Consider the following 23866-nt stretch of genomic DNA (forward strand, 5'->3'; position numbering starts at 1 on the left):
GTGCAGATGCTATAGTGGAGCCGTAAAACTGAAAAATATTTAGATGCCGCGGGCTTTAGCTTGTACGATCTTAGGTAAAACTCGCAGCAGCTATCGAAGGTGATCACCAGTCCTCCATGTTGAACCAGGGGCTGAACTATGGGGTGTATGCGTCATTGCTGGAGCTGTACCGAAAGCTAAGGGAAGGGATGGAGTAGGGAGTGGCACCATTACAGCAGGCTACAGTTTCAGCTGTTAAGCTAAATTGTGCCTATTGCTCTCAGGGTTAAAACTCAATTCTTTCTAGCTCTCCTTCTTGCACAAGGGCATCATAAGCCTTTAGTAATCTTTCTTTAACTAAGTCGTCTGTGCGTTGGCTCATTGCGATGTAAGGTGCTGTTTTAAAAAGGGCCAGTACCGGCGTAACCTTGTCTGGACTTAGGCCATAATGACTAAACTCATCCTTCATTGTCGCACTATTAAATGCAATCATATCAAATCGGCCATGTGCAAACATTTTAACTGTTAGTTTCTGTGAGTGTGGTGTGGTGAGCATGTCGATACTAAACCCTTCACTTATCAACCATAAATGATTCATGGAGTTCAGATTGGCGCCTACTTTATATGTTTTAGCTTCTTGAATGTTTTTAGGGTTTATGTGGCTGTTTTTTTTCAGACGATACAGGTAGGAGAATTGGCTCTTTCCTACTGGAACAACCCATTTAAACAGATGTTCCCTATCTGGTGTTCTGGAAATGCTGTATATTAGTACATTTTTTTCATGAAGCGCCTTTCTATAGGCTCGAGGCCATGGGTACACAGTTATCTCATATTTAAATCCTGATCGATTAAGTATTTTTTTTAATATTTCTGTTCCTATACCCTTAATTTCACCATTTTCTTCATAATTATATGGTCGCCAATTATCTGTAACCACATGCATCTCTGTGGATCTAACAGGTGAATTGAGTAATAGCACCAGTATAAAAAAGATAAACGTTAACAATGAGTTAGAGTGTTTAACCATCTTTGTTGTCTCAGTAAGGCTACTGACTTAAGGATAGTCAATGACGGTAAAATGGTGTTTTGTCACCCCTCATAGGGCGGCGCTCTGCCTCGTCTCAAGCAACCGCCCTGTTACTGGCTTAGCAGGTTGAGTCCCGGACCCTGATGAGTCGGGTCCGGGAGGGTCATCAGTTAACCTGCAGGTTGCTCCTGCATATCGAATTTCAGAACTGCATGATTGCTGTTAGCAAACAGCTGGTTCTGGTCCATTCCATAGTTGCTGGCTGCCAGCTTATTAAGCGGCTTACCATTGAGTGAGATACTCTTTACATAGATGTTGGACTGGCTATTATTTGGCGCACTAATGACCAGGCTTCTTGCCGGCTGATCCCGATAAGCGGGCACCCGGATCACCATCTTGTTGAACAGGGGGCTGCCAAACTCGATGCGGCTGGTCCCCGGCAGAGGGTGGAATCCCATGGCGCTATTTAGATACCAGGCAGACATAGAGCCATTATCCTCATCACCACTGAGCCCATCCGGTGCATTGGCGAACAGAGGGTGGACTGCTTTGCCTGGGCTGGTGCCGGCGGGCTTATCCCCAAAGCAATGATAATCGCTATAGGTGAGGGCTCGATTTGGATCCATCATATCCCGGATAATGCACTGGGTTTTCCAGGGGCATGGGTGTAGTTATATTGGTACTCATTTCCCCAGGAGGGTTGATCGTTAAACCCATACTGTCCCAATCCCAGGTAGGTCATCTCCTTTGCTTCATGGATATAGCCATAGGCGGTTGCGTCATAATCTGAGGTGCTGGTGAAAAGCTTATCCAGTTGCGCCTCTAAGGCTGCCTTTGGATCGCTAATCCCATTGGCCTTTGCAAAAAGTGTTGCTAACTTGGGTACATCGTATGGCATATAGAACATGAACTGCCAGGCACTTCCCTCGTTATAGCCATTACGCCACACATAGAGGCCGGATAGATTCGGATTGCTGGTTGTGAGCCCATACCAGATCGGCTGGCCATCTTGAGAGGAGCCCTCCCGGGTATGGAAAAAGCCACGCAGCGTATCCGTTGACCCATCCGGGTCGGTCACCTTGTAGGGGTTATCTGCATCAAACAGATTTCCGGTGATCCGGGAGGATTCATCACGCATCTGCTTGGCTAACTGACGATAGCTATTTTTGGCAAGCCCATGGCTCTCTCGTATCAGTCCATCAGCCATGTTTGCGATACAGACATCATCATAGGCGTAGTCCAGGCTATTTCCCGTGGCTTCAGAGCCGCTACTACTTCCCGGAATATAGCCGTGGGCCTGAAGTGTTTCGAAGTCGGTGCGGCCACACTTGCTACCGTTGGCACATTGCGCATCTCCCGCCGGGTCCTGCTGGGCATCTTTTAAGATTGCTGCAAAAGCGGTAGAGACATCATAGTCGCGAACTCCGCGAAGATAAGCATCAGCAATCACGCAATCACTGTGGGTGCCGGTCATCGAGTTTCGATAGCCAGGGCTTGACCATTGAGAGAGCCAGCCTCCCTCACGATAAACATTGAGCTGTCCCTGGATTAGTTTGTTTTCAACATCCGGAAACACCAGGCTATAGAATGGATACTTGGTTCGGTAAACATCCCAGGTGCCTTCGTCGGTAAAGATGTAACCGTTATGCACCAGGGGTTGACCTGCGGCATCATCCTGATAAGCCTGATAGGGACTGCGGTGGAACAGGTAGTTGTATGTATAACTGCCATCGGCATTTTTGCTGGCACTGGTGTCACATTGCCCGTTGGCCGTGTATTGGCTGCACTCAAACCAGGCATGAGGATTGATCAATGTACGATAGAGCCCGGTGTAATACACGGCTCGCTCTTGATCAAAGGTGGCCTGAGAAACATTGGGTGACTCAAGCTGAACTCGTGACAGGTAGCGATTCCAATCTGCTTTACTGAGCGCAACCTGATCGGAAAAGCGATGGGGCTGCCAGCTATCTCCCTCGGTTTTTCCCATCTCATGCTCCAGGTTGAACTTGGCCTGGGAACTGCTGATATAGGAGTTGCCGACCAGGGCCGAGACCTCATTTGTATCAAAGGTAAATGCAACGATCAGGTGATTTCCTGTCGCCTGGTAACTCTGATCCTTGCTGTTGAATTCGGGCTCTACGCTTGTTCCGCTATCCCAGACTTTTATCTCTGTTGGATGGATTTCGCGCGTGCTATCCCCCTGATAGAACCGCATATTGAAGAAAGCCTTAAAATCACTGGGCAGTCCCTCCTGATTCCCATCCTGGGTATATCCAAAGAAGTCAGATAGATTGGATGGCCAGCTGATTTGATCCTGGCGCTGGCTTCCGGCATCCTGCAGGTCGAAGATTAAGCGGATCTTTTGTCCGGGATCGGGCATGGTGAATCTAAGATAGCCAGCTCTGCGAGAGCTCGTCATCTGTGATTTCAAACCATTGGCAAAAGTGATCTGGTACTCATAGGGGTGTGAAAATTCATTGGCATGCTCAAAGGAGCCGTAAGCTGCGACATTGTCGTTACTCGGGTAGGTATCCTCGCCAACCTTACTGGAGGCTGGAATCGGCATCAGGCTAAAGTAGCCATAATCGCCAATCCAGGGGCTCGGCTCATGAGAGAATCGAAAACCCGTGATGGGATTAACGATCGTATCATCCACACAATTTGGTTCCTGTTTTGTACAACTGCTATAGGCGTAATACCAGCTACCGGTATTCATCTGGGGGGAGAGCAGGGTCATCGGCATCGGCGTTGCAACATAAGGCAGCTTATTACCATGAGAGAAGTTTCCGTGAGAGTCTGTTCCTATCATGGGGTTTACATATTTAGAAAAATCCTGGGTTGTGGTTGTTCCTGAAAAAGCATGCCCCGAAACACACAGGGAGATGGCTATGGAAAGGGTGCTACACACCTTTTTTAACTTCACTTGAGGACTCCTTGTCACTGATTTTTCTGTCATCAACAAAGCGCTGATTGAATACAGAACACACCAAGGTTAAGAGGCATATATCAATCAGCCCGGCTCTGAATGCACTTACTAAATTTCCTTGTGACAGATAAAAAGACGAATAAATAGATTGATAAATCGCTTTAATGGTGATTAAAGCGGGCCTATTATTAAAATAGCAGGCTAATTCAATGAACTTTCTCTCATAATCAGACTTGTCAAAGATAAGATTTAAAATATGAAACCCGTATCATGTTTCTGAGCTTTTTTGTGTGACTCAGGTTCTGTTTTTAATGATATAAACTAGTCACAGCTGAAATTCACCTTATAAACCGACATGGATTTAGCTGGCAGATAAAAGAGAGGAGGAGTTAAAGCGATAGATGAGCTTTTAATGATTAATTATTTTTATTGGGTGATTATGCTCTGAGGGGTAAATACTGATTTAGATATCGAGCCAGTCGAGAGTGATACTCAGCAGAGCTGACCGTTTTTTATGTGCTTCTTACCGGTGCGGAGGCCTTTCATGAACCGGCGTCTGGCCCTTTAGGGCTGGCCCCATGGGATGGGGATGTTGTGCATATTATTCATGACATCAGCGGATTGTGTATACGCCTTTCATGTTTAGCTATTTTGTTCTACTAGTTAGAGTGGGGAGATGGATTTTATATAAATGGGGCCTATATTGTGAGACTTATATGGAAATTATATTTTGTCACTGTTGTAGCTCTTTTTAGTACAGCTACTTTTAGTGAGCAAAGTAATGCTCCCATTGAGTACCAAGTAACAGCACCATTAAAAACACAAGCCTCTTTCGAAAACCTTCCTGACAACATGAATTCCTCCATAACCGTGGCCTATATGCCACCTGCCACAGAATTCAACTTTTATCTTGATGTTGGCAAGGGGATCAAGTCAGTTGCGACGAGGGCAGGCTATGAATCCTTTATGTTTGCACCACAGAACGATAACCCTGCCCAACAGATGAAAATGATCAGGGAGGCGATGCGCAGGAAGGTCGATGCCATTATCTTATCGACTCATGATCCTAAATCAGCCGCCCCAATCGTCAAAGATGCCGTCAGCCAGGGAATTATTGTCGTGATTGTTAACTCTGATAACCCGGAGTTTACGACGCCGGTGCATGCGGTCGTGGGTTACCTGCAACGCAAGGGAACCCGGGCGATTGGAAATTATCTTCTGAAAAAAGTTGGGAAGGAGCAAAAGAGAAAAGTTGGCATTATCGAGGGGGCTCCCGGTTATCATACGATTGAGCGCACCGGGGGGTTCATCGATGGGATCGAGGATTCAAATCTGGAGGTGGTTTCCCGCCTGAATGGGAAGTGGAACACCGAGGGGGGATATGCTGCGGCCCTGGATATGTTTAAGGCGCACCCCGACATTGAGATCGTTTTTGCAGCAAACGATTTTGAAATCATAGGGGTAGCCTCTGCCCTGGAAGCGCTGAAAATCCAAGATGTGATCTTGCTCGGGAATGATGGCGATCCGGCGGCACTTGAGAGGATTGCCGATGGACAGCTGACCGCAACGGTAAACACAGATCCCATCAGGATGGGAAAGATTGTGATGCAGGTGGTGATAGATGCGCTTCAGGGGAAATTCACAGGAGGCTTTGTCGAAACTCCAACTGTCATCGTCGATGAAGATAATGTTGAAAATTACTGGGATCCTCCTGAGATGGTTAAGGATGATGACTTTAGTGAGTTTCGTGTTTTCAGTGAGGCGCAGCCAGGGCTGGTAAGTAAAGAAGGCGGATTGTATGTGGATATTATCCGGCGTATTTTTGAGACTCAGGATATCAAAGTTAAGCTTTATATTACCCCTTATGCCCGGGCTAAAAAGCTGGTGGAGATGAAACAGGGGGATGCTATTTTAGGTGCATATCGTGGTGAGGAGGAGGGTTTTATTTTTCCACAGTGGCATTATAGTGCCAATGTCATCTCTGTTTTGTATAAAACAAAATCGGTGGATAGATGGAGTGGTCAGGACACTCTTGCCGGTAAAAAGTTAAGTTTGCTTAAAAACTATGACTACGATAAATATCTCTATGTTCCCATCATTAAAATTGAGAGCCGGAACCGTCATAATGCTATCGCTCTGTTACACAGAGACAGGATCTCATTTTTTCTCGATGATGGGGTGATTCTGAGAAAGGAGCTACAGCCATTGAGCTCTGAATTGGGTCTTGAGGTGAGTGATTACCAGATACAGGATGTCATGCTGTTGAAACTTTACCTGGCATTTTCAAATACCAAAAAGGGGGCTGAGTTTTCCCGGATTTTTGATGACGGGATAGCACAGCTTCTGGCCTCGGGTGAGCTTAAAGTCTTATTCGATAAGTGGGGTTTACTCCATTTCCCTTCAATCTATAGCCTGATTAGGCCGGTATGCCCTGTGAAGGGGAGACTCTACCTGCTTATATCCATAAGTTCTTCGATCATCTTTGTCTCGATGCGGCAATACCAGACACTAAGCGCTGCTAGCATGGTTTTACTGCCCTGCACCTGCTGGCGGTCAACATATCAAGGAGTGATCGTGAGTCTGTACGATCCGCTTAACTTGCTGCAGGAGGTTACATCTGCTGACTTTATCCCGATTGCCTAACAGTGAGTTTTCTCTGACTGTATCCTTGGGCCGGGTCGTCGCTTTACCATCACCGCCCCGGATGGAGTATCAGAAACCTTGGGATGTGATCCTCAGCTTGATGGATGGTGCGACAGAGAGTCTTCCCGGTGGTAACATCATACGGATAATTCAGGGAAGACAGAGCAGCACTGATTTTGGAGTGCATATCAATGGAAAACATTTTTCACGTAGCTGTTATGGAGCAGGAGATCATCAGCATTTATGGTGATGAAGCTCTGGAGCTGGAAGCTCTCTCAATGCCAGAGCTCATGGCATTTTCAGCAAAGCATGGTTTCTCAAGGCCCGCTCCCGGGCAAAATAAAAAACGATTCGCCGCCATGCTCAACACCTGCATGAGGGCTGGGATCGAGTTTAAGGATCAACGGGTGAAGCAACTGATCTTGATCGTGGCTGAGATTTTACAGAGCCTGCCTGATGCCCTGAGTTGGTACCAGCTTCGACCTATTCCGGCACTTGGAGATAGAACGGCAAGACAGTTGGTTGCTCTTGGTCGGATCTCGGAACTCATCGGATATATCAAGACGGGGCTTTGTGGACTTTGTGCGAGCGCCAGCCAGACTCCAGCAACAGCCAAGTCTGTCAGCTGTATGAAGGAGAGAGGGCCTGAGAGCCAGCCTGGTTGTCACCAGCCCGTCCTGGCTTTTGCTGCCTCGCAGTAAACCTGCAGTGCGCGATACAATGAACGGTTTGCTATTGGCACAAAGTGACCCTCAATGATCTGAGCTGCGGTCAGCTTATTTGTGCCTGTGGCACAATTGTCCGGCGGTGGACTTTGGGTCAGGCCGTTCTCAGGCATCCCGCCTGCCACGGCATTGATACATCCTGTATGGCAGGGATGCTCACCCAGTCCCTCTAACAACCCCGAGGGAGCCCCTCGATTCGCATTGATCCTGAAAATCACTTACTCCTTGAAGCTCAGCATAGACACGCCGCATATCATCCATGATATGCCTACCCAGTTCGATATCCCTATCTCTCGCTCTGTCTCTCCGGGAGATACTCCTCCCTTGGCGTGGCTATGCACTCATGGCGTCCTGCCATTCGGCTTCACTCGCATTATGATTTTCAGGCACGAATCAAAGGGGAAGTAACCCCCGTGAGCGAGTGCCGAGGCGAACTATAAACCTGCTATTTTTGTTTTCGAGGCAGGATGCCGAGTTGCGCAGCTCTGCGGAGGGACTCGCAGCGCGGAGCGAACTTTTGGTTACTTTTCTTGACAGAAAAGTGACTCGCCGGTCGGGCGAGACCGACAATTGCCACTTTAGTGGCAAATAGGCATCCGCAGGATATATAAGATCCGCTATTGGTATAAAGTGACCCTCAATGATCTGACTTGCGGTCAGCTTATTTGTGCCTGTGGCACAACTGTCCGGCCGCGGATGCTACACAAGGATGTGCGAATGTAGCGGTAGCCATGGATGGCGTAAGCTACCTGACGGTCAGAGGGACTGCTCACCCAGTCCCCCTAACAACCCCGAGGGTGCCCCCCGATTCGCATTGATCCTGAAAATCACTTACTCTTTGAAGCTCAGCATAGACACGCCGTCCTTGGCGTGGCTATGCACTCATGGCGTCCTGCCATTCGGCTTCACTCGCATTATGATTTTCAGGTACGAATCAAAGGGGAAGTAACCCCCGTGAGCGAGCGCTGAGGTGAAGCCTAGATGATTGGAGTTGAGCAACAGGACGTTGTGAAAGAGTAGCCAGACCATGGGTGTAACCTCTCCCTGAGAGGTGTAACGAGAGACAGGATGTCGAACCGGAAAGGAATATCATGGATGATATTCGGTCTGTCTACGCGGTGCTTCAATCATCAGCTGAACCGAGGGTAAAGCGAGATCCGGGGCGCCCCGGGAGATGCACGCCGCTAGCGCCATCCTTGGCTAACGCGGCATTCACACTTCCCTGTGTATCAGAGATGCGGGGCACCTTTGCCATATAGGGATATATCAATGCCGTGAAAGGCAGGGCGGAGTTGCAAAGCACGTAGCGAGAGCAATGGACTGCGAACTGGAGAGGGCTATCAGGATGGTAGCCGCCTGAGAACGGCCTTGCCTGCCGCCGGTCAGCACCGGCACTTGCAGCGAAGCTGCAAATCAGCCGTGTGCAGCACAATGAAACCAACACATCTGATGGTGTTGTCAATCGTGACCCGGTTGCCAGAGTCTCTGGAATCGATAATACTGTATGTACGTACAGTATTATCGATTGTTGTTATGCTATCAGCCTTTCCAGTGCCATTTGAGAGCCGTGTCCGGCTCTGTTGCCCGCTGTTTCGGGACCCTGTCGTCGCCGGATTTCCTTCTCCTGCCTCAGACTTTGCAGAGAAAAGTCTGGATCTCAATGAATTGTGTATTCAGCATCCGGCGGCGACCTATTTTTTGCGGGTTCAGGGGGACTCCATGACTGAAGCCGGGATCTTCGACGGGGACATCGTCGTGGTCGATCGTGCACTGATCCCCCAACATGGTGACATAGTGATCGCCGCCCTCAATGGCGAGTTCACCATCAAACGGTTGCATAAAAAAACATCTCTCAAACTGCTGGCCTGTAATCCGGCTTATTCTGATATTGAGGTTGGAGCCGATGATCAGTTTGAGCTGTTTGGAGTGGTGAGTTCAGCGGTGCGGTGCCTGCGATGAGTCGCTGCTACGCCCTGGTCGATTGTAATAATTTCTACGCCAGCTGCGAGCGGCTTTTTCGCCCCGATCTGGTGCGCCAGCCGATCGTGGTGCTCTCCAATAATGATGGCTGTGTGGTCGCCCGTTCAAAGGAGGCCAAGGCTCTGGGGATCCCGATGGCGGTACCGGCCTTTAAGATCAAAGATCTCATCCTGTCGGGGAAGGTGCTGGCGTTTTCCAGTAACTATCCTCTGTATGCGGATGTGAGTGAGCGGGTGATCCGTACTCTGGAGAGCCTGGCTCCCGCCTGTGAAGTTTACTCGATTGATGAGAGTTTTGTTGATCTCACGGGAGTTCGGGGGGAGCGCCTGGAGCAGCTTGCGCAGAAGATCCGTCAGCGGGTGCTGCACTGGACCGGTATTTCGGTCGGGATTGGGATCGGCCCAACCAAGACACTGGCGAAGCTGGCAAACTATGCTGCTAAAAAATACCCGGCAACGGGAGGCATAGTTGATCTGAGCGATCCTGTGCGAGCCGCGAGGCTGATGGCGTTAACTCCTGTGGATGAGGTCTGGGGGGTCGGGCGCCGCCTGGCGCGTCAGCTTGCGGCCATCGGCTGTCAGACGGCCGCCGATCTGGCGGGGCGTTACCCTAAACTGATTCGTCAGCGGTTCTCGGTAGCTTTGGAGCGAACCGTGCGGGAGCTCAATGGTGAACCCTGTTTTGGGTTTGAGCAGCAACCGGCGGACAAGCAGCAGATCATCTGCTCGCGATCCTTTGGCAGTAAGATCACCAGTCTGGGTGCGTTGCGTGAAGCGGTGAGTGAGTTTGCTGCCAGAGCCTGCGAGAAGCTACGGGCTCAGCGCAGTTATGCGGGCAGCGTATCTGTATTTGTTCGCAGCAGCCCGTTTGCCGAGGGTGCTCCTTACTATGCGAAGCGCAGTATCTCTGAGCTGACATTTCCCTGCGATGATACCCGGGATATTCTCGAGCTGGCGCTGACTCAGCTGGCCGCTATCTATCGGGAGGGGATTCAATACGCCAAGGCCGGGGTGATGCTGGGGGACTTCAGGCGGGCAGGGGAGTATCAGGGCGATCTTTTTTGCTCCAAAGTGGAGCGCCCTCACAGCCGCGAGCTGATGCAGACCTTGGATCGGATCAACCGTAGTGGCAGGGGGCGACTGCGCTTTGCCTGCCAGGGGGTACAGCAGCCCTGGAAAATGCGCCAGCTACATCTGTCCCCCCGCTATACCACCTGCTGGGATGAGCTTGCAATCGTGCGTTAACGATTTTTATTGTACCTTCGAAGCGTTGTAGAACACCCCATCAAGAAATGAAGCGGGTCGCTTGAACTTGTAGGGTGAAGATTTTGTCTGAGAGCTGCTTTCAGGACAATACAACGCTTATAGCCACCTCTGTTATTCTTGGTACACACTGAAGCGTGCAAAGGCTCGATGAGCCCAAAAAGTTTCTGATAGGAGATATTAGTTCGGGGATTCAACGAAGTGAGCGGTTGAATTATGCCGTTTAGAGTCAAGGAGGGCGTTGTTTCCTAAATCGATGGAACCTTTTGGTTTGAGCAAGATCTGATCTCCCATCGTCATGATGGGAAGCTTCAAATGGGTAAATCCAACGGCAAAATCAAGAACTGGTCTCAATACAATAAAGCATTGGTAAAGCGTGGCTCGATCACCTTCTGGTTGGATGAGAATGCAGTCAAAAACTGGCATTGTCAGGAGCACCATGGCGACAGAGGAAGAGGCTTCACGTTCAGTGATACCGCTATCGAAACCGCGTTGATGCTCAAAGGAGTATTCAGCCTTCCACTGAGGGGGTTGTAAGGATTCCTTGATTCGGTCTTTCAGCTCATGAATGTTCCTCTTAAGTCACCGACTTATAGCTGTATCAGCAAACGAGCGAAGACCGTTGAGATAAAATATCGCCGCCCCAGCCGAGGCCCTGTTGCTCACGTGGTCGTTGATGGGACAGGGCTCAAAATCCACGGTGAGGGCGAGTGGAAAATGCGCAAGCACGGAAAAGAAAAGCGCCGAGTTTGGCGCAAGCTCCACCTGGCTGTTGATGCTCAAACTCATGAAATCATAGCAGCCGAGGTCAGCCTTGATAGTGTTGGAGATAACGAGGTGTTGCCGACCTTATTAAACCCACTACGACGCAAGATACAGCAAGTCTCAGCAGATGGTGCATACGATACAGAGGCTTGCTATGCACTGTTACAGAGAAAGGGTTGTAAACCAACGATTCCTCCCCGCAGTAATGCAGCTTACTGGAAAGGAGATCATCCCAGAAATGAAGCTGTCGAAGCGCTTAAAAATGGGCAGCTTTCACAATGGAAGCATGACAACGACTACCATCAGCGCTCGTTAGCAGAAACAGCAATGTCTCGCTACAAACAGCTCAATTCTCCACAGCTGAGCTTACGTTGTTATAACGGTCAGGTTGGGGAAGCCTTGGCCGGAGTTAAAGCTTTAAACAAAGTGATCGGGCTTGGTATGCCTGTCAGGCAGCAAGCTGCCTGAATGGGTACAAGTCAATTATCAGACTCGGATTTAGGAAACAACGCCGTCAAGGAGCATCTAGAGCCAAACTGGCTCGCCTTGATCGATAAATGCCATCACGACCAAAGCCGTGATGGTGAACATACTCCTCTTGCTAGAAATTCTGATATTTCAATTTATACAATACTATCTTGCTAAATCAGATTTATTTTATAGAGAAATAATAGGCATGTCCCATAATAATAGCTGGTTCTATATTACTAGATATCTGATAAGGTATTAAAGGAGCTTTAAATATGAGAAGACCCTGACTGGTGCGTTATTGTCTATTTAATGGTGATATTTACCCCAATAAATAATCATTACTCTTGTTAGAAAAAACAAAACGCAGTGTAAAAAAAAACAAGATATCCCTCTGTTTTGTGATGTCATATAATCTATTCTCTAAATTGAATACCTATATCTGTAAAGACACTGTGAAGAGGATTCATAGGGGCTCGTCGTTCTATGTAGAACTATTCGATATAAGAGCAATCATTTTCTATTCAGAACTAAAGTAGATAATAAGTCCATAGGAGAATAAGTTAACCAATAGATGAGCGATTTTTAGTCATACATTATATATATCAGAATAAATGATTGTTTTATCAATGCTTATTGAGTGGCGACATTTTTTGTGAAAGCTGAACTTTATTATGATTCAGCCTGGGGATACTTGAATTTCTATTATACCCTTGGGATGGAGTCCGATAGGATTATCTTTGATTATGGATGACCAAAATGAAAAGAAAAACAAAACAACTAGACGAGTTATTGGAGATTAAAAAAACTACTTGCTATATGTGCGCCTGTCGCTGTGGTATTCGGGTACACCTGCGAAATGGAGAGATTCGATATATCGATGGGAATCCGGAGCATCCTCTTAATCAGGGGGTGATTTGTGCTAAGGGCGCATCAGGGATCATGAAACAATATTCACCGGCACGTCTCACTGTTCCACTTAAGCGCAAAGAGTCGAGTGAGCGTGGTAAAGCGGAATTTGAGCCGATTGGATGGGAGGAAGTGTTTGAGATCCTTGCAAATCGTCTTGGCCACCTGCGTGCAACCGACCCCAAGAAGTTTGCCTTGTTTACTGGGCGGGATCAGATGCAGGCCCTAACAGGTCTTTTTGCTAAACAGTTTGGTACTCCAAATTATGCTGCTCATGGTGGTTTTTGTTCGGTCAATATGGCGGCAGGAATGATCTATACCCTTGGAGGATCTTTTTGGGAGTTTGGCGGCCCGGATCTTGATAAGGCCAAACTGTTTATCATGATTGGGACCGCAGAGGATCATCACTCTAACCCGATGAAGATTGCCCTAAGTAAATTTAAGCGCTCAGGTGGTCGATTTATCGCGATCAACCCAATTCGTACTGGGTATGCAGCGATTGCTGATGAATGGATAGCCATTAAGCCAGGTACTGATGGGGCATTATTTATGGCGATCCTCTATTTGCTATTCAAGCATGACGCCTATGATCATCAATTTGTAGCTCGATATAGCAATGCAGCCGGATTGGTTAACCTGGATCCTGATAGTCCACAATGTGGTCTTCTTGTCGCCTCGGATAGCAAAGATCCTCTGACTCCACACTTATGGTGGGATCCAGAAACAAATCAAGCCGTCACGGATCACAAAGCCGGTGTTTTGCCAGCCCTTGAGGGGGAATACCAATTAGAGGATGGTACCCCCGTTGCGCCGGTTCTTGAGTTACTACGTCGTCAAGTCACAGACTGTACTCCCGAGTGGGCTGCAGATATCACCGGGATTGAGTCTTCGGCAATTATCCGCTTAGCTCGAGAGATGATTGCTCTGTTCAAAGAGCAGCGTATCTCTATGCCCATCCATTGGACGGACAGCTGGGGAGTGCATCATCAACAAGTGGAGGGAACACCAGTTGCTTTCCATGCCATGCGTGGTTTAGCTGCTCATTCGAATGGATTTCAGACCATCCGTGCTCTCTCAGTACTGATGACTATGCTAGGCACGATTGATTGTCCCGGAGGTTTTCGCCACAAAGCACCTTACCCGCAGATGACCCCTCCTTATGCTAAGCCGCCCAACAGTTCAGAATCAATTCGGATCAACTCGCCACTTAGCATGGGCCATTAGGTTGGCCAGCCTCTCCGGAAGATTTGGCTGTTGATGAACAGGGTAGGCCTCTTAGGATCGATAAGGCATTCTCTTGGGAGTACCCGCTTGCGGTTCATGGCATGATGCATAATGTAATTACCAACGCTTGGCGTGGTGATCCCTACTCAATCGATACTCTATTGATTTTCATGTCCAATATGGCCTGGAATTCCACGATGAACACTCAAAAAGTGCGCGAGATGTTAGTGGATAAAAGCCCGGATGGTCATTATAAGATCCCATTTCTGGTTGTATGTGATGCCTTTCAGTCGGAAATGACTGCATTCGCAGATCTTATCCTTCCCGACACTACCTATCTGGAGCGTCATGATGTGATGTCTATGCTGGATAGGCCTATCTCAGAGTATGATGGTCCGGTTGATTCGGTTCGAATTCCGGTATTGCCTCCTACGGGTGAATGCAAGCCTTTTCAGGATGTTTTAATCGAGCTTGGATCTCGTCTCAAATTACCCGCCTTTACGACTGAGCAGGGAGAAGCCAGATACAGCGACTACTGTGACTTTATTACGAACTATCAAACGGCTCCTAGCTCAGGAGTGGGTTTCCTAATGGGTTGGCGTGGCAAAGATGGCAAAAGTGGCCTTAGAGGTGAGCCGAATCCAAACCAGTGGCGGCAATATGCAGAAAATAATTGCTATTACCATCACAAGCTACCGCCAGGGCAGCAGTTTATGCGTAATTGTAATAGCCATTACCTTGATTTTGCTAAAGATATGGGATTTAGAGCTGATTCGGCACCGGCATTGATTCAAATCTATTCTGAGGTGTTACAGAAGTTTCGCCTTGCAGCCCTGGGCCAGACTGAGGGACGTCGCCCGCCAGCCCGTTTGGCTCAGCGAATCGTCGAGTATTTCGATCCACTTCCATTCTGGTATCCCTCCCTGGAGTCACAGCAGACAGATAATAGTCGCTATCCCCTGTTTGCTGTAACCCAAAGACCGATGGCGATGTATCACTCCTGGGATTCGCAAAATGCTTGGTTACGGCAGATCCATGGAGAAAACCCCCTCTATATTCACCCTGCGACAGCCGAGCACAATGGGATCAGAGATGGTGACTGGATCCTTGTTGAATCCCAGTGGGGACAAGTTCGCTGCCAGGCACGCTACAGTGAAGCGGTGAACCCAAATACGGTGTGGACCTGGAATGCGATAGGTAAGGCTCCCGGTGCCTGGCTCCTCTCAAAAGATGCGAGTGAGGCTAGTCGAGGCTTTCTACTGAATCACTTGATTAGCGAGGAGTTACCTGCCTGTGAGCAAGGAGTCACTCATTATTCAAACTCCGATCCTATTACCGGTCAGGCGGGTTGGTACGATGTTAAGGTTCGCCTCTCTCCTGTTTGTAAAGATGAGCTATCTACTCAGGCTCGACCTTCAGCTATGCAGCCTCTTCCCGGTACGGTAGGTGTACTGGATCCCAGGGTTCAGGGGTACAGGGCTGGCCAGGGAATTTTCTCTGGTTGGCTAAAGCGCATGATGCCTGTTCAACGTAAATCTTAAGGAGCCTCTGTTATGTCTCAAATGGCTTTAGTTATTGATCTTAATGTTTGTGTTGGCTGCCAGGCATGTGTCACCAGCTGCAAAGAGTGGAATACCTCGGGACAGGCTGGAGCTCTGAATGATTTGGAGCCGTATGGAGAAAATCCCTGTGGAACCTTTTTTAATCGGGTACAGACCTATGAGGCTGGTCAATATCCAGATGTGGAGACAGTTCACTTTCCAAAATCTTGCCTGCATTGCGAAAACCCACCCTGTGTTCCTGTATGTCCGACGGGCGCGAGTTATAAGCGAAAATCCGATGGGGTTGTATTAATCGATTATGACAAGTGTATTGGCTGTAAGTATTGTGCATGGGCTTGTCCCTATGGCGTTCGAGAGTTTGATCTAAAGCGCAAAGAGATGACGAAATGCACTCTATGTTCCGATCGAATCAATAATCCAGATCTTCCAAGAGATGAACGCAAACCCGCTTGCGTCTTGGCATGTCCGACTTCGGCGCGGATCTTTGGTGACATTCATGATCCCAATTCAGAGGTATCTAAGGCGATCGATGAGCATGGAGGCTATCAGCTGATGCCTGAGTTAGGTACCCAGCCATCAAATCATTATTTACCTCGCAGGATACAAACTGTCGATTTGGGTGAATCTCTGATTACCAGCTGTCAGTGTGGTTCACAGGAGGTGTCATCATGAAACCCGCATTTTCAGTTCTGTTTCTCACGACACTGATCGGAGTAGGGCAAGGGCTTCAGTTGTTTATCTTTGTCTTGTCTATTTTTGACAAGCAAGAGTACTCGCATCACTACTTCTATGTCATTGGAAGTCTGAGTGCCTTGGTGCTTTGCTTACTCGGGCTCATCGCCTCAGTGTTCCATTTGGGACATCCAGAGCGTGCCTGGCGGGCTATCTTGTGCTGGAAAACCTCCTGGCTTTCCAGAGAGTGTCTGTGTTTGCCACTATTTATGCTGTTGACCCTGCTCTATGGCATCAGCCTTTATTTGAACTTGCCATATAGCTTATGGCTTGGTTTTGCTGCATCAGTGGTTGCTTTGGCTCTGTTTGTTTGTACCTCAATGATTTATGCCTGCCTTAAATTTATTAAGCAGTGGTCTACCCCTTGGACCCTGGTTAACTTTATTATCTATGGCACCACTGGCGGCATCCTTACCAGCTGGCTGTGTGCACTGTGTACGCTTTCCAATCAGCAACAAAAGAGTGACCTGTTTGCAATTCTCAGTGGTATTTCACTATTACTGGCACTGAGTTGTTTTTTGCTCTCTTTGGTAAGAAATCAGCGACCGTGCGCGGCCAGTACATTACAAAGTGCAACGGGAATCTCTGGATCTAAAGTAAAACTGATCTCTCGTGGTTTTACAGCGAGCTCCTTTAACCTGAAAGAGTTTTTTCATGGTAAGAGTGGGAGACTGGTTTTAGCTATTACTTGGGCATCAACTCTGCTCGCCTTTATTTGTCCTTTGTTATTGGTTATCTGCGTAGTGCTTGTGGATAGCATCTCGCTTCGTATTGCAATTTTGGGGCTCGCTCTGATCAGCCATTACCTAGGGATTTTAGCTGAGCGGTGGTTGTTTTTTGCCTGTGCCGAGCATCCACAAAATATCTATTATCGCTATTAATGATCCGGTCATTCATGAGGCCTAATGGTCTCATGATAACTATATGATTCATTGTTATTGGATTAGTGTTCAATTAGAAAAATCATAATTATCGTCTTAAGTTGTTTTGCTTTGATGAGGTATATATGCTCATTTATGTTTCATACTTATGTTTATCTCTTTCTACTTCAATTTTGGGGGGATTTATTGGGATCGGAGGAGGTGTTATTTTAAGGCCATCTCTCAGTTACTTTCACGAGAGTGCTAACGCGGCTGCGGCATTATCTATTGCATCGGTATTTTTTATGGCTCTATTTAGTTTTTTTCGTTATCAGAAAAACACCGCCATTAATTACCGTGTTGCACTACTGGTATCATGCACGATATTACCTGGAACTATTATCGGTACCTGTGCGATTAGCTACATTGATGAAAGCTATATCAATGGAGCCTATCTTCTAGTTCTTATACTGCTATTATTGTGCACTCTATTCAACAAACAGTTCAGTAATTTACCAAGTTATCTGGTGATTAATATCAGTCTGTCTGTTCTGATCGGATTTTTGGCTGGGTTACTTGGGATCGGTGGTGGTCCGTTTTTGATTCCACTATTGATGCTGGCTTTTAAGCTGAACTCTAAGCAGATTACCGGTACAAGTGTGTTTATTGTACTACTTAGTTCCACTGTCAGTCTCGGACAGCATATGCTGGCAATGAACCTTGACTATATGAAAGCCCTGCCGCTGATTATAGGGGCTATCTTCGGGGGGCATTGGGAGCTTGGCTAAATGGTCGAGTAAATTATCGATTTATACTGTTAACTTATAAGGGGATATTAGTTCTGTTGCTTGTAAATAGTGGGTTCAATATGTTGCTACATTGGTATTGAGACGTATGCGTGAGCTATGTAGGTCATGCCTCTAAAGCGTTGTAGAACTCTCTTTCGAGGAAGGTGCCAATCACTTTTTCATGGATTTCTCTTGAGCGAGAGAAGCAGGGAGTTTTTCGATGAAGCCTCTTAATCCTTGTTCTAAGAGTGAGGTTTTGTCGCTCGACTCGCTGGGTAAAGATTTTCCCTGTGAGATGCTGTTCAGGAGCAATGCAACGCTTATAGCTCCCCCAGTCATCACTGGTAAACATCGCAACGTGCAGAGGCTCGATGATCTCTAAAAGCTGCCTGCATGATGCATCTGTTCGGGGACCAAAAAAGTGAGCGATGGGTTTACGCCGTTTAGAATCAACGACGAGCCAAAGCCAAACTTGCTCATCTTTATTGCCAACATAGGACCACATCTCATCCAATTCACAGATTAACTGGGCATCCTCCAGGGTATCGAGGTCCTGTGTAAGCTGGATGGGGTTTAGTTTTTTAAGGTGCGGATGACGGTGTTGATACCCACTTTGAGAACCCGGACAGTACCTCTGACACCAGAGCCGTTCAAAGCCATCTCTACAATCTGCTCTTTCATCCCTGGCTCATGGGCTCGGTAATGATAGTTCAATTGAAAAGTGCGGCGGCAAGCAGTGCAGTAATAGCGCTGATGACCACCTCGACCAAAGCCATGACGGCGTACATGTTCACCCTGCTTACAATATCGACAGGCGTTGTTTCCTAAATCGATGGAACCTTTTGGTTTGAGCAAGATCTGATCTCCCATCGTCATGATGGGAAGCTTCAAATGGGTAAATCCAACGGCAAAATCAAGAACTGGTCTCAATACAATAAAGCATTGGTAAAGCGTGGCTCGATCACCTTCTGGTTGGATGAGAATGCAGTCAAAAACTGGCATTGTCAGGAGCACCATGGCGACAGAGGAAGAGGCTTCACGTTCAGTGATACGGCCATCGAAACCGCGTTGATGCTCAAAGGAGTATTCAGCCTTCCACTGAGGGGGTTGCAAGGATTCCTTGATTCGGTCTTTCAGCTCATGAATGTTCCTCTTAAGTCACCGACTTATAGCTGTATCAGCAAACGAGCGAAGACCGTTGAGATAAAATATCGCCGCCCCAGCCGAGGCCCTGTTGCTCACGTGGTCGTTGATGGGACAGGGCTCAAAATCCACGGTGAGGGAGAGTGGAAAATGCGCAAGCACGGAAAAGAAAAGCGCCGAGTTTGGCGCAAGCTCCACCTGGCTGTTGATGCTCAAACTCATGAAATCATAGCAGCCGAGGTCAGCCTTGATAGTGTTGGAGATAACGAGGTGTTGCCGACCTTATTAAACCCACTACGACGCAAGATACAGCAAGTCTCAGCAGATGGTGCATACGATACAGAGGCTTGCTATGCACTGTTACAGAGAAAGGGTTGTAAACCAACGATTCCTCCCCGCAGTAATGCAGCTTACTGGAAAGGAGATCATCCCAGAAATGAAGCTGTCGAAGCGCTTAAAAATGGGCAGCTTTCACAATGGAAGCATGACAACGACTACCATCAGCGCTCGTTAGCAGAAACAGCAATGTCTCGCTACAAACAGCTCAATTCTCCACAGCTGAGCTTACGTTGTTATAACGGTCAGGTTGGGGAAGCCTTGGCCGGAGTTAAAGCTTTAAACAAAGTGATCGGGCTTGGTATGCCTGTCAGGCAGCAAGCTGCCTGAATGGGTACAAGTCAATTATCAGACTCGGATTTAGGAAACAACGCCATATCGACACAACACTTCAATGGTTGCCATAAGATGCCTCCCTGCAAAGTCGCATTGATTTTACAGGAAAAACGCTTTGGAGGCATGACCGCAAGTTGGTAAATGCAAAGGCAAAACTGTTTTATAAAAACGTGGATCTTGATTCACAAGATATAAACAAGCTATTTTTGATCAATGAGGATGCCGGTTTTTTTCAGGATGAGTTAAAGTCCCTGTTAGTTACCAAACTGCTATCAAAAATGCATGTGGCAAGCTTCGATAATGCAGAGGATCTAATTAACCAACATGGTGGGTTTATCTGTGGTCCTGACATTAGCTGCTTAAATGAACGATACTCATCTTGTGAAATGAGCTTACCCTATAACATTAATTTGGGTATACTTACGACAAATATCAAGACGAATTATAACTTAGAGCGTTTTGTTCTTGATGTGAAAAGTTCACTGAAAGATTTTCATTAGGCTTGTTTTATTATTGTTTCTATTTTCCTCTAAGGATGATTAATATAATTATTGTTGTTCATTGCTCAATTTAATTCTTGAGTTTTTCCTTATGGGATTGTTTTTTAATCCTGCAGGTTTTCTGTTCTTTTTGATTATCCGGGCTGCTCAGTATATTTAGGTGAAATAACTTCTGAGGAGGGAGGTAAACTCGAGGGCTTGACTGGAAAAAGAGCTATTGAGAGAGTGATATTTCGATGATATCACAGGTTTCTCTCTTGGTTATTGCTGCCAATAGAATCGGGATATATATTGGTCTTGGTGTAAATTGAGCCCATATCACTTCGGCAGGTTCAAATTGTTTACAGAGATCATGGCTGCGAGTGATGGAGCACTTTTTCATGATTAGACACGGATAAAAGGACATGACTATGGGCATTCCCCAAGGATTTAATGCAGCGAAAATCTTATCCCCCAAGCGAAACAGCAGCAGCGCACAGAGCATCGATGAGCTGGCTCTCGAGCAACTCAGGCATTTTGGGATCTCTGCGGACAGTGATTACGGGGAGGCGCTCAGGAGGCTGGCGACCGATCTCTATCATGCACAGTCTGATATGTCACAGCTGTGGGCAATTACCAGTGAGACACTGGCACAACTGGATAAGAAAGATAAGCTTGCTTATTTTAACGCCAAGCGTTTTCTCTCTTTTCAGCTGGCCAAGATCCTTGATGGGCTACAAAACCCGTTTCGCCAGACCGCACAGAGCCTGGATCATACCCAGGCCACCCTGTTGGCGAAGGGCAGCTACCCGCTGTTTGACAACATCTCCGCAATTTTTTCTGCAACGCCGGTGATCGCCCGAACTGCAACCTACATCTTTGCCTGCAATGAATGGGTGGATGATGCCTTTCATGGGAAGGAGATGACCCACCAGATCTATTCGCGGCTACTCAACCCCACCTCGATCTCACTGGCCAATGCGATCGTCGATCTGGAGGCCGGGCCCTATACGGCGGATTATCTGGCATGGAACTTTAATAGTGGCATGGCTGCCATCGATGCCTTGCTGTCCAATGTGATGTGTTACGGCGACGTTCTTCTGGTATCACGCAACATTTACGGTGGAGTGCATCAGCTGCTGGTGGATCATTATGCCCGCCGGGATAAACTCAATCTGCAGATCGAATGGTTCGAGGGTTATACCGGCGAGGAGTTTGATAGCTGCCTCAACAGGGTGAAGACCCAATACCGGGATAAGCTCTCGGAGAAAAAGCTGCATATCTACCTGGAGTCACCCTGCAACCCCCATGGCTATGTGCTGGATGTTCCCGAGATTTGCCGGATCGCCCATCAAAGTGGTGAACATCTGGTGATGCTCGATTCAACCCTGGCGACACCGATTCTCAATAAACCCCTACAGCGGCCTGAGCCGGCCGAGCGCCCTGATTATGTGGTCCATAGTTATACCAAGGATATTTCGGGAACCGGGGCATCCACAGCCGGGGTGGTGATCGGGCAGGGGCACCGGATGTTTATCCCCAAGGGGGAGCAGATTAATGGTGTCTCATGGGAAAACTCGATGTTCTGGGATGTTTACTACATCAAGGGGGCTTTTCTGGATGCAGACAAGGCTTACGAGGTATTAACCGGCATGAAGACATTGTCGGAACGGGCCTATAAAAAAGCGATTAATACCACAGCCTTCACCAATTTTTTGGCCAGCCATCCACAGCTTAATGTGCACTCCCATGCGGTTGCATCAGATAAAAACTCCGATCTCAGGGAGAAGTGTCTGGAGCAGGGGTTACCCTGCGCCCTGTTTACCGTCGACATGGAAGATGCCGGGATAGATAAAGAGAGTTTTTCGCGCTTTTTTGATGGGCTGGAGCCCGGCTTTAGCCTAATGGTGAGCCTGGGACAGTCGAATACCATGATCCTTTGTCCGGCGCTCACCTCACACTCAGAGCTATCTCCCGAGGCGATGCGTGAGGCGAATATCTTTCCAACCACGATGCGGATCTCTGTGGGGTGTGAGAGTGTAAAAGATCTGATTGCCGCCCTTATTAATGCAACCCGAGCCCATATCGATCCGATTAAACCCGGTTTTAGCGACCAGTTTATGTCGGCGCAAGAGATCGATCGCATGGTTGAGAGGGTGACTCTTGATATTTATCGTAAGCAGCTAGCCGCTATGCCATCGATGCAGCACTTGCTGGAGAGCTGAGTGCTTGAGTGAGGCGCGAGCTAACAAGCCCAGGCCTGGCCTGGGCTTTTTATGCGCTCTGACTTGTGATCCCCAGTATTTTTAAACTAACTCTGTCTTGATTCAGAGTCACATAACTCTTTTATAACCTGATAGTTTTTACACTTATGGTTCCAAATGGATAATTATTGGCTATACCTTTAGAGAGATGAGTTTGTAGAAACGATCCATAGTTTGCAGAGTTGTCATGCATTGGAGGGGTCGCTGAGGTTTATCCAGCCATTGCCACATGGAGTGTGTTCAGATGGTAAGCATAACCGAGACTGTAAGTTGCTTTGCGACGGTTGATGACGAAAGCATTGCTAAATTGGGGCCATCTCAAGATAACCGTATGAACAAGGGGTTCTGCTCGGCTCTCCTATTGCTGAGTTGCTTGCTAGTAGTAATACTGCCATGGAGGAGTGCGGAGGCGCAGCGTCAACTGGTGAAGGCTCTCTACCTTCCACTGGCCGATCATTACACCGCAGTTGTTGCTTACGAAAAATATGGCTCACAGATGAAGCATGCAGATTTTCGTTTAGAAAAGATGAAGAGCTTGCTGCTGATGCGCGCTTATTTTATGTCAGGTGATGTGGATATGACCTTTATCGTCAGTCCGATGGCGATGGATATGTTCCGCGAGCATCCGAATTTTCGTTGGGTCAGCCTGATGCACCGGGATGGCAATGCGATGGCGATCAATGATCAGCTAAACATGGATGCAAAACTAGAGGAGGAGCGGATCAGGCGTAAGCCCGATGCCAGAGTAGCTGATGCGCTGGTTAAGGCTGGAAAGCGTTTGGGGAAGCCCAGTCAGGTTGGGATTCCACACCAGTTAGCAACACACTCGGTAATTCTCTACAAATATCTCAAAGATCAGGGTAAGTCTCTTACCTTTGAAAGGGGCAAGCATCAGGATGTGCTTGCCATCCAGGTTGATCCCCCAAGGCCCCCTCATTTATCAAGAAGAATAATAGTCGTGCTATTCCTGCCTCTTTTGTGCAGTCACTTCCCTGGGCTGATGTGGTTGAGACAGGGGACTATGGCCATGTCGCCTGGTATTCCAAGGACGTGATGCCCTGGCCGAATGGTCATGTGGAGTGCATCGCTTTGGCGACCGATCGAGCGATCGCCTCCAAGGAGAAGGCTATTCGGGAGGTGGTACATTATATTCACCGCGCGGGCGGGGACATAGAGCTGGCTAGAAAAAATGGCGGCCAGCAGTTGGATGTAATTACCGAGATGATCCGAAAACATATCCCGGAACATAACAGGGAAGCGATCATTCAGAGCCTGCGTCTGGATTTGGACGTAATTAATTACCGAAACCTGGATGTTGATGAAAATGCCAAGGGTAGCATGCGGCAGATCATGGAGCTCGCAATCGAGGGGGGGATGCTTAAGCAGAGGATCGATATCGATGCGTTTGCGGAGCAGCGTTTTAATAGTCAACTGATAGATCAGCACTAGGAGAACTGA

The 23866-nt window shown here is 47.8% G+C and carries 18 protein-coding genes and 1 pseudogene; 15 read left to right on the forward strand and 4 right to left on the reverse strand.

The window, feature by feature from the left end; all coding sequences use genetic code 11:
- Window positions 1–265: 265 nt before the first annotated feature.
- The 3 genes from DB847_RS08575 to DB847_RS08585 all read right to left on the reverse strand — a co-directional run bounded on the left by DB847_RS08575 (window position 266) and on the right by DB847_RS08585 (window position 3929).
- Window positions 266–916 carry a substrate-binding periplasmic protein gene (locus DB847_RS08575; protein ID WP_159084479.1) on the reverse strand — a complete coding sequence of 217 codons (651 nt, stop codon included), beginning with the start codon at window positions 914–916 and terminating at the stop codon, window positions 266–268.
- 260 nt (window positions 917–1176) lie between these two features.
- The gene (locus DB847_RS26005) at window positions 1177–1632 is read right to left on the reverse strand and encodes a glycoside hydrolase domain-containing protein (protein ID WP_267897751.1); all 456 of its coding nucleotides are present in this window, start codon (window positions 1630–1632) and stop codon (window positions 1177–1179) included.
- On the reverse strand, window positions 1632–3929 hold the full coding sequence (locus DB847_RS08585; protein ID WP_159084480.1) for a glycoside hydrolase domain-containing protein: 2298 nt from the start codon (window positions 3927–3929) through the stop codon (window positions 1632–1634). The genes DB847_RS26005 and DB847_RS08585 overlap by 1 nt, the downstream gene beginning before the upstream one ends.
- Before the next feature lie 882 nt (window positions 3930–4811).
- Between DB847_RS08585 and DB847_RS08590 the strand changes: the two genes are divergently transcribed.
- The 10 genes and pseudogenes from DB847_RS08590 to DB847_RS08630 all read left to right on the forward strand — a co-directional run bounded on the left by DB847_RS08590 (window position 4812) and on the right by DB847_RS08630 (window position 17850).
- Entirely contained in the window at window positions 4812–6575 is a 1764-nt protein-coding gene (locus DB847_RS08590; protein ID WP_159084481.1) for a substrate-binding domain-containing protein, read from the forward strand.
- Between the two features lie 191 nt (window positions 6576–6766).
- On the forward strand, window positions 6767–7276 hold the full coding sequence (locus tag DB847_RS08595) for a hypothetical protein (protein WP_159084482.1): 510 nt from the start codon (window positions 6767–6769) through the stop codon (window positions 7274–7276).
- 1455 nt (window positions 7277–8731) lie between these two features.
- Window positions 8732–9259 carry a translesion error-prone DNA polymerase V autoproteolytic subunit gene (umuD, locus tag DB847_RS08600; RefSeq protein WP_234418539.1) on the forward strand — a complete coding sequence of 176 codons (528 nt, stop codon included), beginning with the start codon at window positions 8732–8734 and terminating at the stop codon, window positions 9257–9259.
- On the forward strand, window positions 9256–10524 hold the full coding sequence (gene umuC / locus DB847_RS08605) for a translesion error-prone DNA polymerase V subunit UmuC (RefSeq protein WP_108650310.1): 1269 nt from the start codon (window positions 9256–9258) through the stop codon (window positions 10522–10524). Before umuD ends, umuC begins: the two co-directional genes overlap by 4 nt.
- 333 nt (window positions 10525–10857) lie before the next feature.
- Window positions 10858–11775 (forward strand): annotated as a pseudogene (locus tag DB847_RS08610) (IS5 family transposase).
- Between the two features lie 750 nt (window positions 11776–12525).
- Complete coding sequence (locus DB847_RS26340; protein WP_325049155.1) at window positions 12526–13908, forward strand: molybdopterin-dependent oxidoreductase; 1383 nt, start codon at window positions 12526–12528, stop codon at window positions 13906–13908.
- Window positions 13909–14105: 197 nt separating this feature from the next.
- Window positions 14106–15449 carry a molybdopterin oxidoreductase family protein gene (locus DB847_RS26345; protein ID WP_325049156.1) on the forward strand — a complete coding sequence of 448 codons (1344 nt, stop codon included), beginning with the start codon at window positions 14106–14108 and terminating at the stop codon, window positions 15447–15449.
- 12 nt (window positions 15450–15461) lie between these two features.
- Entirely contained in the window at window positions 15462–16142 is a 681-nt protein-coding gene (locus DB847_RS08620) for a 4Fe-4S dicluster domain-containing protein (protein WP_108650311.1), read from the forward strand.
- On the forward strand, window positions 16139–17083 hold the full coding sequence (locus DB847_RS08625; RefSeq protein WP_108650312.1) for a dimethyl sulfoxide reductase anchor subunit family protein: 945 nt from the start codon (window positions 16139–16141) through the stop codon (window positions 17081–17083). Before DB847_RS08620 ends, DB847_RS08625 begins: the two co-directional genes overlap by 4 nt.
- A gap of 125 nt (window positions 17084–17208) precedes the next feature.
- Entirely contained in the window at window positions 17209–17850 is a 642-nt protein-coding gene (locus DB847_RS08630) for a sulfite exporter TauE/SafE family protein (protein WP_108650313.1), read from the forward strand.
- Between the two features lie 124 nt (window positions 17851–17974).
- Here DB847_RS08630 and DB847_RS08635 read toward each other — a convergent pair.
- Window positions 17975–18720 (reverse strand): IS1 family transposase gene (locus tag DB847_RS08635; protein ID WP_407644441.1). Its coding sequence is split into 2 segments (ribosomal slippage): window positions 17975–18435 and window positions 18435–18720, totalling 747 coding nucleotides; the frame shifts between segments, so codons are not numbered across the junction.
- Window positions 18721–18741: 21 nt separating this feature from the next.
- On the opposite strand from DB847_RS08635, the gene DB847_RS08640 reads away from it, so the two are divergent.
- The 5 genes from DB847_RS08640 to DB847_RS08660 all read left to right on the forward strand — a co-directional run bounded on the left by DB847_RS08640 (window position 18742) and on the right by DB847_RS08660 (window position 23857).
- Complete coding sequence (locus tag DB847_RS08640) at window positions 18742–19659, forward strand: IS5 family transposase (RefSeq protein WP_108648954.1); 918 nt, start codon at window positions 18742–18744, stop codon at window positions 19657–19659.
- Window positions 19660–19799: 140 nt separating this feature from the next.
- Window positions 19800–20165, forward strand: a complete 366-nt coding sequence (locus DB847_RS08645; protein ID WP_108650314.1) for a hypothetical protein — start codon at window positions 19800–19802, stop codon at window positions 20163–20165.
- A 410-nt stretch (window positions 20166–20575) separates the two neighbouring features.
- On the forward strand, window positions 20576–22369 hold the full coding sequence (locus DB847_RS08650; protein WP_108652938.1) for a PLP-dependent transferase: 1794 nt from the start codon (window positions 20576–20578) through the stop codon (window positions 22367–22369).
- A 412-nt stretch (window positions 22370–22781) separates the two neighbouring features.
- Window positions 22782–23462, forward strand: a complete 681-nt coding sequence (locus DB847_RS08655; RefSeq protein ID WP_159084483.1) for an ABC transporter substrate-binding protein — start codon at window positions 22782–22784, stop codon at window positions 23460–23462.
- Window positions 23463–23497: 35 nt separating this feature from the next.
- Window positions 23498–23857 (forward strand): hypothetical protein, encoded by a 360-nt coding sequence (locus tag DB847_RS08660; protein ID WP_159084484.1) that lies wholly within the window; start codon window positions 23498–23500, stop codon window positions 23855–23857.
- Window positions 23858–23866 lie beyond the last annotated feature (9 nt).

Source organism: Dongshaea marina (assembly GCF_003072645.1).
In the GTDB taxonomy this organism is placed as follows: Bacteria; Pseudomonadota; Gammaproteobacteria; order Enterobacterales; family Aeromonadaceae; genus Dongshaea; species Dongshaea marina.